Raw genomic sequence first — 11,089 nt, 5'->3', positions numbered from 1 at the left:
AAATCCCTCCGAACCGTTACTTCTCCGCACATAATTTTTTCAATTTACCAATGACCTCATCCGCTTTATCCCATGAATAAATTGAAGCTCCGGAAGCGAGCGGATGTCCGCCTCCATCATATTCGGCAGCAAGTTGATTGATAATAGGTCCTTTCGAGCGGAATCGAACACGAATTTGATCGTCCTCCTCGACAAAAATCACCCATGCGCAAATCCCTTTCACATCGCCGAGAGAGCCGACAAGTTGAGACGTTTCACTAGCAGTGACATCAAACTTTTTTAGAATCGATTTGTCGATTTTAATGAAGGCAGCTCCATTTTCGTCAATTGTGAATTGTTGATACATAAAGCCTTTTAAATGGAGCAATCTGCGGTCTTCTTCATACATTTCTGCATATAACTTCGTACGATCAAAGTCATATTTGATTAAACTGCTCGCGATTTCGAACGTCCTAACAGTCGCACTCGGGAAAAGGAATCTTCCTGTATCTCCCACAATGCCAGCAAATAACAAACGGGCACATGCATCAGACATTTTCCAACCGTAATGCTTTTCCCCTTCCTGGAAAAGAAGATAAATCATTTCTGATGTGGAACTAGCTTCGGTATCTACCCATCTCATATCTCCGTACGGATCGACATTTGGATGATGATCGATTTTTAAAAGAAAGTCGCCCTTCTCATGATATTCCGCATCAATCCGCTCTGTATTACCGGTATCGGTAACGATGACAAGCGCGTTTTTGTATTCTTCAAGCCCTATTTCATCCTGCTCCGCTAAATACGTAAGCAAGTTATCATGCATGCCTGCAGCATACACTTTCTTTTCAGGATAATTTGTTTTTATTAACTCCTTCAAGCCGACTTGCGATCCGTATGCATCCGGGTCGGGTCGGACATGACGGTGAATGATGATTGTTTCATATTGTTCAATTGTGTCGATGATTTGTCGTCTCAATTTGCGATTCCTCCGGTTTTCAATGATTTCTGTTCGCATTCCGTGAAAAAAGCCGCTACAATGAAAGAAGTTATTCGATGGAGGCTCTTTTATGAAAACGTTTAATTTTATACTAGTCTTTCTTATTATTGCTTCAGGCGTCTACTATTTTTATTTTAAAACACGCCAATTCAGAACAAGTCAAATGTTCCCGATCCGTAAAAAGTATTTTGCAAGCAGGGCCGGAGCGTTTCTTGGCGGTCTACTTTTCTTTTTCGGCATAAACCAGCTTCTTCTTTTCGAAGGTGTTGCAACGTATGTCGTTTCTGGTCTTTTTATCGTCTTTGGCGCCTATATCATTTTCTTTAATAGTAAAGCTGCAAAGCACTATAAACAATTTATCGACGAAGAGACAAAGTTGAATGAAAACTGATGCGACTGCCGCATCAGTTTTTTATTTCCACTGTCATCTTTCGAATAGCTGATACATGACCATCGCTTTTGCGATCAACTCGGAATCCGAAAAAAGATCAAAGTCCACTTTAACAAATCTTCGACTCATATGGAGGATTCTCGGCTCTACCGTGACAGTATTTCCGAGCTGTACATGCTTAATGAAGTAAATTGTCATATTTTCCGGAACACTTTCTCCACGTTTATGCATTTTAATTGCACGATTTCCAACGTCGGTCAACAATGTCGTCAATGCACCGTATGACAATGACCCTAGTTGGTTTGTCATTTGGGGAACGACAGTAAATTCTACATTTTGGGGCTGATCAGACATGGCTTTCATTTGGTTCTTAACAATATCATCGATTTTTTCCCCTTGTTGCGGCTGCCTTTGTGTCATTTGAAATGCCTTTAGGACATCTTGGCGGCTAATGATTCCTTCGAGAATTCCACTATCGCTCACAACAGGCATTAAATCAATGCCCTCCCAAATCATGCTATGCCCTGCGGAGGCTACGCTTGTTTTACCATTTACGGTAATCGGATGTTGTGTCATCACTTTCTCAATGAGATCCGTCCCTTGCTTTCCAACTGCATCGCGGGAAGTAACGATTCCGATCAATTTCCCGTTCCGATCGATGACAGGATATCCAGAATGTGCTGTTTTCCGATTCACTTCATTGAAATGCGCCACAGTATCCTTCGGCGAAAAAGTGATCGTTTCAGAAAGCGGCGTCAAAATATCTTCCACAAGAAGAATTTCCTTTTCAATCAACTGATCGTAAATCGCCCTGTTCAACATCGTCGCAACTGTGAATGTGTCATAACTGGATGATATGATGGGCAAATTCAATTCATTTGCAAGCTTTTTCGCCTCATCGGCAACATCGAATCCTCCTGTCACAAGAACAGCTGCGCCTGCGCTTAAAGCAAGCTCGTGAGCCTTGTGCCTGTTTCCGACAATTAATAAACTGCCTGCGTCTATGTACCGTCTCATATCATCAAGCTGCATCGCCCCGATGACGAATTTGGTCAATGTTTTATGGAGACCATCACGTCCTCCAAGTACCACTCCATCAACGATATTGACGACTTCGGCGAATGTCAGCCTTTCGATATTCTCTTTCTTCTTTTTTTCAATACGGATTGTGCCAACACGTTCGATCGTATTGACTAGCTTTTGGTTTTCAGCTTCTTTTATCGCCCGATATGCCGTTCCCTCACTGACAGATAGTGCCTTGGCAACTTGGCGGACTGAAATTTTTTCGCCGACGGCCAACCCTTCAATATAGCGTAATATCAGCTCATGTTTTGTCGACATCTTTTCACCTTTTTCTCTTTTTACCTGCCCCTATTTTATCATACATCGGAAAGAATAGTGATTGCAGGAAGACCGAGACAGTTAATTCATTCAGCGGTATGAAAAACCGACCCGGCGTTCTAGCTGTCCGGATCGGTTGCTGTTTTAAAATTCGATTGACTCCCCAGCCTTCATTATCTTTACTTCATGGGAAGTGACGAGATCTTTAAATGTTTGTGGATTTTGTCTGATCGGCGGAAACGTATCGTAATGTATTGGTACGACAAGCTTCGGATTCAGTAATTCAACTGCCTCTGCCGCATCTTCTGGACCCATCGTGAAATTATCGCCGATTGGCAAAAACGCGACATCGATGGAATGACGTCTTCCGATTAAGGCCATGTCCCCGAAAAGCGATGTATCCCCTGCATGGTAGATCGTCTTTCCTTCTGCGGTGAATAAAATTCCAGCAGGCATCCCAGTATAAATGAATTCATTTTGATCAGTCGTATAGGAAGAGCTGTGGAAAGCCTTCGTATATTTCACTGTTCCGAAGTCGAATGCGTATGAACCTCCAATGTTCATTCCATGGGTATTCAAATCTTGCCAACCTAAATAGACTGCAAGTTCATTCGGTGCAACGATGAGCGGGTTACATCGTTTCGCAATTTCCATCGTATCTCCGACATGATCATTATGACCGTGTGTCAGCAATATCACATCTGGTGTCTGATCGGAAGCATCCAAATCCGTCAGTTCATTTCCAGTGATAAACGGATCAATTAAAATCGTTTTCCCTTCAGTTTCAATTTTCACGACAGAATGTCCATGATAAGAAATCTTCATTTGCATATCCCTCCAAATCTGTTCATACATACTGTTTCGATATTTAACCGGTAAACCCTCTTTTTTGATATGATAAGTGTGTTGAAATAGGAGGGATAAGTTTGGATAAAATTAACGAAATTAAAGAGTACTTGCAGAAAAACGATGTAGATGCGGCATTCGTTACAACTCCGGACAATGTTTTTTATGTTTCCGGATTCCGAAGTGAACCGCATGAAAGACTATTAGGTGTCATGATTTTTAAAGAAGCGGATCCATTTGTCATTTGTCCGCTCATGGAAGTTCCTGATTTGAAGGCATCTGGATGGACGTCTGAAGCTGTCGGACATCAAGATACAGAAGACGCGTGGGAAGTTCTTGCTTCTGCAGCACAAAAAAGAGGAGTATCTCTGAAAAACATCGCCATTGAAAAATCGCATTTGACGGTGGAACGGTTGGAACGGATGGAACAGCTTTTCGAAGGTGCTTCTTTCCAACGTCTTGATGAACAATTGAATAAAATGAGAAACATTAAAAGCGAGGCAGAGCTTGAAAAACTACGCAAGGCAGCTGCATTGGCGGATTATGCAATCGAAGTCGGCTGCAAGGAAATTGCTGAAGGTAAAACCGAGCTCGAAATCCTTATGGCAATCGAATTTGAAATGAAGAAAAAAGGTGCGGAAAAAATGTCCTTCGACACGATGGTGTTGTCAGGACCTAAAACTGCTTCACCACACGGAACGCCTGGTGACCGAAAAATCCAGAAAGGTGATTTCATCCTGTTCGATCTCGGTGTCGTTTACGAAGGATATTGCTCAGATATTACAAGAACTGTCGCATTCGGCGAACCATCCGAAAAACAGCGTGAGATTTATGAAACCGTCAAAAAAGCGGAACAGACGGCAATCGATTTAATCCGACCAGGCGTAAAGGCGCGCGATTTGGATAAAGCCGCTCGCGATGTCATTACTGAGGCAGGTTTCGGTGAATATTTCACACATCGCCTTGGGCATGGGCTCGGCATTTCCGTCCATGAATTCCCATCAGTTACAGGAACGAATGAGATGGAACTCGAAGAAGGTATGGTCTTTACTGTCGAACCAGGTATTTATCATCCAGAAATAACTGGCGTCCGCATTGAAGATGATGTTGCCGTCACAGCTGACGGTGTTGAAGTGCTAACGAAATTCCCGAAAGAACTGCAGATCATCCAACCTTGAACATAATAAAACGCTGTCCGAGATAAAATCGGACAGCGTTTTTATTATTTGCTTAAAAGTGTTTCAGCCGGTACATACTCCAAGCCTTGCGCTTCCGCAACAGCTTTATATGTAACATGGCCGTCCAAAGTGTTAACTCCTTTTTGCAATGCAGCGTTATCCAAGCAAGCTTGCTTGTAACCTTTATTCGCAATTTGCAAAGCATATGGAACAGTAACGTTCGTCAATGCCATCGTCGATGTGCGTGGAACAGCTCCTGGCATGTTCGCAACTGCATAGTGTACAACACCATGTTTTTCATACGTAGGGTTATCGTGAGTTGTCACGCGGTCAGACGTTTCAAAGATACCGCCTTGGTCGATTGCGATATCGACAAGTACTGAGCCTGGCTTCATTGATTTTACCATTTCTTCTGAAACCAATTTCGGCGCTTTAGCACCTGGGATCAATACACAGCCGATAACTAGATCGGAATCTTTTACCGATTCAGCGATATTAAACGGGTTGGACACAAGCGTCTGAATGCTGTCGCCAAACATTTCATCCAACTGGCGAAGACGGTCTACAGACAAATCAAGCACAGTCACTTTCGCACCCATGCCGACTGCGATTTTCGCCGCGTTTGTTCCTGCCTGACCACCACCAATTACTGTGACATGTCCGCGAGAAACGCCTGGGACTCCAGAAAGAAGAATTCCTTTTCCTCCGTTGATCTTTTCAAGATATTGCGCACCGATTTGCGTAGCCATTCGTCCTGCTACTTCACTCATCGGAGCTAGCAACGGCAAAGAATTGTTCACTTGCACAGTTTCATAGGCAATACCAACAACTTTGCTATCTAGCATAGCTTTTGTCAATTCCAATTCAGGAGCTAGATGTAGATAAGTGAAGAGGATAAGACCTTCACGGAAATAACCGAACTCGGAAGCAAGCGGTTCTTTTACTTTCATGACCATTTCAGCTTCCCATGCTTCTTTCGCAGTCGCTACAATTGTCGCACCTGCTTCGATATAGTCCTCGTCCGTAAAGCTAGAACCAAGACCTGCACCAGTTTCAATCAACACTTCATGGCCTGCAGACTTTAAGTTGAACGCCCCTGCAGGTGTCATCGCCACCCGATTTTCGTTATTCTTGATTTCTTTTGGAATCCCAATACGCATTTCTGATCCTCCTAAATATATGAAAATTAGTTGGCCACAAATCGACATTTCGACAATAGCCAATGTACAGTCAATTCTATCAGAAGTTATACAAATTTGCTCTCTATATTGATTATAAACAAATTTTCAGATTCATTATGTATTTGCTCCTTCCTTTTAATTATGAATAGACAGATCCTTTTTTCATGTTTTTAATAAGATGGAGAGGGAATATATATAAATGAGACTGTCACATTTCGGTCAAATTCTTTACGCTCAATTTCGGTTTTATTTGAAATGGAAAGGGTTTTCCGGAATTTTATCGAAGTTAGTAATTGTAAATATAAATCTACAGGATGGAGTGAGTGGAATGGTATTAAAATACGATCAAATTATCGTAGCTGTGGATGGATCGAAGGAATCCAGATGGGCGTTCAAAAAAGCAATGGGCATCGCGGAGCGGAATGATGCGACATTGAACTTGGTGAACATCATCGATACTCGATCTTACGCAGCAGTCGAAGCTTACGATCGATCCATCGCAGAACGGGCTCAAAAGTTTGCTGAGGAATTGTTGACTGAATACAAACAAGAGGCAGAAGCAGCTGGTTTGCAGAACGTAAACATCGTCGTTGAATACGGTTCGCCGAAAACGATGATTTCACGCGACCTATCCAAGAAGCTTGGAGCAGATCTCATCATTTGCGGAGCGACCGGCTTGAACAAAGTGGAACGCTTCCTAATTGGCAGCGTGTCCGAAAACATTGTCCGCTCATCAGCTTGTGACGTACTTGTCGTCCGTACTCCTGAAGAAGATTAATATGCAATAGAAGAACCTGCCTGAAAGTTGGGCAGGTTCTTATTCGCTGTCTCGATTTGTTTCAGTAGTTTATCTTTTTAAGCTTATCGATCATTTCCTATGAGTTATCGATCATTTCGACGGAGTTATCGTTCATTTCCCGTAAGTTATCGATCATTTCCCAAGAGTTATTGTCATTTCAGGACCTTAGACCCATTAAACCCATCCAAAAAAAAACGTTCCACTCCATGAATGGATTGGAACGGGTTATTCTTCTTTTATGACTCATTGACCCAATCATTGATTTGCTCTAGAAAACGTGACATTGCTAACTTATCCGACATATTCGGTACTTTGGACAGCAAAACATCCGGAGCGGCTTTCATTTCAGCATACGGTTTCTGAAGTATGAAAATGCTTTTTTCGTGTGCAGCGCTTCTGAATAAGGAAGCCGGCAATTGAAGGACTGCCCGGATGACCGCATTCTTTTTCAAATAGCGGTGAAGCTCTGCTGATTGATCGGATTCGAAAAGGGATGCAGGCGTCAGGAAAACCGCATATCCGCCTTCCTTCAAATGGTTCATTGATTGTTCTATGAAAAGATGATGGGAAAAAGCGTGCCCTTCCGCTGGCATCATTTCAAAGTTAAGTGCATTGTCATCATCCGGATAATAACCGACCGGAAGATCACATACGACCAAGTCGACCGGATCGACAAGCAATGGACGCAATGCATCTTGGATGAAAAAGCGGACAGGCTGTTCCAAAAGATCTGCAGTGACAGCGGACAATCTGACTAACAGCTCATCTATTTCCACAGATGTCGCAGTGACGTTATCTCCGATTGTATTCATAACTGTGAAAAGCAAATTGCCTGTCCCCGCAGCTGGGTCAAGCAACGTCACTTGTTCTTTATGTTGCATCAGCTTGTTTGCGAAATGGCCGACCAGCATACCAATAGCATCCGGTGTCATTTGATGATTCGGCTGAGCATTCTGCTTCATCCCTTTCAGGACAGCTAGCTGGATTCCTCTGCGAATTTCCTCTTTTGATACAGTCGGGGTCAAACGTGGCATTGTTTCGCCTGAGAGCCATTCATTACAAGCATTAATGACAGCTTCTAAGTAAAGATCCTCTTTTTTTGATTCTGCATATTCATTTAAAAATGTAAAGATAATTTCTGTATTTGTTGCCATTTCTAATCCCTCTAATCCCAAGTATGACCTCATTGAATAAGGTGTGTAACGGTAAGGTGGCCCACCCGTTTCCGAGTGGGCCAGCCAATTATTTAGTCAATTCATTTATAGCTGCTATTGCCTTTTCATAGTCTGGGTGATCCGTTCCTTCACTTACGTATTCAACATAAGCGATTGTATCATCCTTATCGACAACGAAAACGGAACGCGCCAATAGCCGTAGCTCTTTCATAACGACACCGTATGCTTCTCCGAATGAAAGGTCGCGATGGTCGGACAATGTTTGAACATTGTTGACGCCTTCCGCTCCACACCATCTTGCTTGTGCAAAAGGTAGATCGACAGAAATTGTTAGCACGACAACATCATCTCCGAAAGAAGTTGCTTCTTCGTTGAATTTTCGTGTCTGTTGAGAACAAACACCGGTATCGAGTGATGGTACAACGCTGATCAAACGGATTTTCCCTTTCGAATCATTCAGCGTGACCGGTTGTAAATCATTGGATAGTACTGTGAAATCTGGAGCTTTGTCGCCTACTGTTACTTCTTTTCCGAGCAATGTGACCGGGTTTTGTTTAAAAGTTACGTTTACCATGAAGACGCCTCCTTCTCATTTCAATTCATTCTACTAAACAATTGTTCCCGTATGCAACTCTTCGCCCTTACGTTCCTGCCTAGCCTCAATGACTTCTTTTTCAAATGCTTGTTCATGAACAACGTACGTGTCTGCAAACAGGTCATGTAACGCTTCCTTTTTCGGCATAAAAATTACAAGCAAATAAGGGATTGTAAGAAGCTTTGAAATGAACCTGCCGATCACTTCCCTGAACAGGATTGTTCCCCAAGTGAGCTTTTCACCATCTTGCCCGACGACTTTTATTCCTAAAATCATTTTGCCGACAGTTTGACCAGCAATTTTCGTCATGAGAGCGAAGTAGGCAAGAAAAAGGATGAGGAGCGTCACTTTGTACGGGCTGAATAACAGGAATGATGGATTGGATATTTTAATATCCAACACTCTGAATATCGGTTTTATGAATATTCCGCTAATCGATGAAACGATCAGCAAGTCGATGATATATGCCCAGAATCGTGTCCAGAAACCTGCAAATTTCGGTCTGAATCGCTCCGTCCGGATGATTTCGTATTCAGGGAGGCGATTCGGCTCGGGATTGTCATTCATCGGCTGGTTCTGTTCAATATGATCCGTCATGCCTAATCCCCTCCTTATTTTTCACCATATAAGTACATCATCCGTGGTGCATCATAATCCGATAACAATTTACCGATCAGCTCAGATTCCATATTGCGACCGAAAAGATTCCCGACTTCGACTCCGTAAAGTGAAAATACGCTATCCATCGGCGTGTATTCGAAGACCGTTGCATTTTCCAGCTCGTAATCTGCTTTCATCGCATCGATAACGTCGCCCATTTTGCCGTAACCATCAGCAAGACCGGATTCGATTGCCTGCTTCCCATTCATAATGCGGCCATCCGCAACCTTTTTCACTTGCTCCGTCGTCATATTTCGACCTTCTGCAACGATCGCGACAAATCGCTCGTATGAATCATTGATCATTTCCTGAAGCATATCATGCTCTTCTTGTGTCATTTCGCGGGAACCGCTCATGATGTCCTTGTAAGGACCAGTTTTGATCGTATTAAAATCAATTCCATACTTTTCAGCTAGCTTGGCATAATTGACGCTTTCCATGATGACACCGATGGAACCAGTGATCGTTTCTGGGTGAACGAAAATCTTTTCTGCCGGTGCTGATACATAATAGCCTCCAGATGCGGCTAATCCGCCCATTGCTACATATATAGGAATTTCCCTATCGTTTTGGATTGCTTTGATGGCATCGTAAATATCCGAAGATTCAACTACGCCACCACCAGGTGTGTTCACTGACAAGACAACGCCTTTAACTGTTTGATCATTCAGGATATCATGAAGCTGGGACATGAATAATTGGTGGTTATACCCACCTGATGCGAACAAGGAGCTGCCAACGTCCTGAATAACTCCGTCCAATGTTAGGACTGCAATCCGATCCCTTCCTTTTCCTTGTTCAATGACGACTTCGCTATAGCCCGCATTGCCTGCTGCCATTTCTTCCATAAAGCCGCTGAAATCTCTCGTGAATAAATACGAAAGTGAGTTAATGCCTATTGATATGAATATAAGCACTGCAGCTACGATGATTGCAATCCATCGTTTCATTGCCATTATGTAATTCCCCCTTCTTTCTTCCACCATTATATACGTTCATGTCTTAAAAACGTTTCATTTTACTTTGAAGATTCATGAGCGCTCCTTTTTGTAGAAACCGTTTCAAATATCTTCGAAACCGTGAAGAGGATTAGCGCCGCCCAAATTAATGAAAATGATAACATTTCGATACCGCCAAACGACTCTTTGTATATGACTACTCCTATGAACAGCATCAAAGTAGGTGCGATATATTGTATGAACCCCGCTACATATAAAGGAACCATTCGTACACCTTGCGCGTACATGACAAGCGGAAGCGCAGTTGCAATTCCTGTAAGGATGAGCAGAATATCCGTTTTTATATCCACTTGTAAAAATACGGCTTGCCCTTTCATGAAAAGAAAGATGTAATAGCCGATTGCGAATGGTGTTATGAATAATGTCTCGATTGCCAATCCGCGAAGAGCATCCAATTTAACGTTTTTCTTAATAAATCCATAAATCGCGAATGTCATAGCAAGACTTAAAGCGATCCATGGAAACTTGCCGTATGAAACAGTCAAGATGATGACGCCCGTAAAGGCTAGTAAGAATGCAATTTTCTGTGAAGACGAAAGCTTCTCCTTCAAAAAGAAAATGCCAAGCAAGACGGATACGAGAGGATTGATATAATAACCAAGGCTCGTTTGCACGATGTAATCGTGATTGACAGCCCATATGTAAATGAACCAATTAGAGGTGACAAGCACGGATGCGATAAATAGGCTCCAAAATTGCGACTGGCTTTTCCATAGCTCCCGGACATCATTTATAAGCTGCCTGCCCTTTCTCATGATCAGAACAGCAAGAATCGTGGAAATAAATGCCCACATAATCCGCCCTGTAAGAATTTCATCACTTTGTACATGTTCAAGATGTTTCCAATATATCGGCATGAATCCCCAAATGAGAAAGGATCCGACAACCCACAGGATACCACTTTTTTCAGACTGCATTCAGGCAC

At 42.7% G+C, this 11,089-nt stretch carries 12 protein-coding genes; 3 read left to right on the top strand and 9 right to left on the bottom strand.

What is annotated here, in order from left to right:
* Positions 1–16: 16 nt before the first annotated feature.
* Positions 17–958 carry a DHH family phosphoesterase gene (locus tag AC0L13_RS06475; protein ID WP_473645147.1) on the bottom strand — a complete coding sequence of 314 codons (942 nt, stop codon included), beginning with the start codon at positions 956–958 and terminating at the stop codon, positions 17–19.
* A gap of 91 nt (positions 959–1,049) precedes the next feature.
* Here AC0L13_RS06475 and AC0L13_RS06470 point away from each other — a divergent pair, with 91 nt between their 5' ends.
* Entirely contained in the window at positions 1,050–1,370 is a 321-nt protein-coding gene (locus AC0L13_RS06470; RefSeq protein ID WP_473645145.1) for a YtpI family protein, read from the top strand.
* A 33-nt stretch (positions 1,371–1,403) separates the two neighbouring features.
* On the opposite strand, the gene AC0L13_RS06465 is transcribed toward AC0L13_RS06470, so the two are convergent.
* The gene (locus tag AC0L13_RS06465) at positions 1,404–2,711 is read right to left on the bottom strand and encodes a DRTGG domain-containing protein (protein ID WP_473645143.1); all 1,308 of its coding nucleotides are present in this window, start codon (positions 2,709–2,711) and stop codon (positions 1,404–1,406) included.
* Positions 2,712–2,855: 144 nt separating this feature from the next.
* Complete coding sequence (locus tag AC0L13_RS06460) at positions 2,856–3,536, bottom strand: metal-dependent hydrolase (protein WP_473645141.1); 681 nt, start codon at positions 3,534–3,536, stop codon at positions 2,856–2,858.
* 101 nt (positions 3,537–3,637) lie between these two features.
* Between AC0L13_RS06460 and AC0L13_RS06455 the strand changes: the two genes are divergently transcribed.
* Positions 3,638–4,735 carry a M24 family metallopeptidase gene (locus AC0L13_RS06455; RefSeq protein ID WP_473645139.1) on the top strand — a complete coding sequence of 366 codons (1,098 nt, stop codon included), beginning with the start codon at positions 3,638–3,640 and terminating at the stop codon, positions 4,733–4,735.
* Positions 4,736–4,779: 44 nt separating this feature from the next.
* Here AC0L13_RS06455 and ald read toward each other — a convergent pair whose 3' ends face one another.
* On the bottom strand, positions 4,780–5,895 hold the full coding sequence (gene ald / locus AC0L13_RS06450; RefSeq protein WP_473645137.1) for an alanine dehydrogenase: 1,116 nt from the start codon (positions 5,893–5,895) through the stop codon (positions 4,780–4,782).
* A gap of 349 nt (positions 5,896–6,244) precedes the next feature.
* Between ald and AC0L13_RS06445 the strand changes: the two genes are divergently transcribed.
* Complete coding sequence (locus tag AC0L13_RS06445) at positions 6,245–6,694, top strand: universal stress protein (protein WP_473646871.1); 450 nt, start codon at positions 6,245–6,247, stop codon at positions 6,692–6,694.
* Positions 6,695–6,951: 257 nt separating this feature from the next.
* On the opposite strand, the gene AC0L13_RS06440 is transcribed toward AC0L13_RS06445, so the two are convergent.
* The 5 genes from AC0L13_RS06440 to rarD all read right to left on the bottom strand — a co-directional run bounded on the left by AC0L13_RS06440 (position 6,952) and on the right by rarD (position 11,081).
* Positions 6,952–7,869, bottom strand: a complete 918-nt coding sequence (locus AC0L13_RS06440) for a class I SAM-dependent methyltransferase (RefSeq protein WP_473645135.1) — start codon at positions 7,867–7,869, stop codon at positions 6,952–6,954.
* 88 nt (positions 7,870–7,957) lie between these two features.
* Positions 7,958–8,464 (bottom strand): thiol peroxidase, encoded by a 507-nt coding sequence (tpx, locus tag AC0L13_RS06435; RefSeq protein ID WP_473645133.1) that lies wholly within the window; start codon positions 8,462–8,464, stop codon positions 7,958–7,960.
* A 33-nt stretch (positions 8,465–8,497) separates the two neighbouring features.
* Positions 8,498–9,082, bottom strand: a complete 585-nt coding sequence (locus AC0L13_RS06430; RefSeq protein WP_473645131.1) for an RDD family protein — start codon at positions 9,080–9,082, stop codon at positions 8,498–8,500.
* A gap of 14 nt (positions 9,083–9,096) precedes the next feature.
* Entirely contained in the window at positions 9,097–10,101 is a 1,005-nt protein-coding gene (gene sppA / locus AC0L13_RS06425; protein ID WP_473645129.1) for a signal peptide peptidase SppA, read from the bottom strand.
* 62 nt (positions 10,102–10,163) lie between these two features.
* Positions 10,164–11,081, bottom strand: a complete 918-nt coding sequence (gene rarD / locus AC0L13_RS06420; RefSeq protein ID WP_473645127.1) for an EamA family transporter RarD — start codon at positions 11,079–11,081, stop codon at positions 10,164–10,166.
* Between the last annotated feature and the right edge of the window lie 8 nt (positions 11,082–11,089).

The organism is Sporosarcina sp. QA0331, from assembly GCF_055808055.1.
This window is presented reverse-complemented; position numbering and strand designations above follow the sequence as displayed.

Coding starts and splice junctions, on each gene's coding strand:
- AC0L13_RS06470 (WP_473645145.1), top strand. CDS start 1,050: ATGAAAACGTTTAATTTTATACTAGTCTTTCTTATTATTGCTTCAGGC.
- AC0L13_RS06465 (WP_473645143.1), bottom strand. CDS start 2,711: ATGTCGACAAAACATGAGCTGATATTACGCTATATTGAAGGGTTGGCC.
- AC0L13_RS06460 (WP_473645141.1), bottom strand. CDS start 3,536: ATGAAGATTTCTTATCATGGACATTCTGTCGTGAAAATTGAAACTGAA.
- ald (WP_473645137.1), bottom strand. CDS start 5,895: ATGCGTATTGGGATTCCAAAAGAAATCAAGAATAACGAAAATCGGGTG.
- AC0L13_RS06445 (WP_473646871.1), top strand. CDS start 6,245: ATGGTATTAAAATACGATCAAATTATCGTAGCTGTGGATGGATCGAAG.
- AC0L13_RS06440 (WP_473645135.1), bottom strand. CDS start 7,869: ATGGCAACAAATACAGAAATTATCTTTACATTTTTAAATGAATATGCA.
- tpx (WP_473645133.1), bottom strand. CDS start 8,464: ATGGTAAACGTAACTTTTAAACAAAACCCGGTCACATTGCTCGGAAAA.
- AC0L13_RS06430 (WP_473645131.1), bottom strand. CDS start 9,082: ATGACGGATCATATTGAACAGAACCAGCCGATGAATGACAATCCCGAG.
- sppA (WP_473645129.1), bottom strand. CDS start 10,101: ATGGCAATGAAACGATGGATTGCAATCATCGTAGCTGCAGTGCTTATA.
- rarD (WP_473645127.1), bottom strand. CDS start 11,081: ATGCAGTCTGAAAAAAGTGGTATCCTGTGGGTTGTCGGATCCTTTCTC.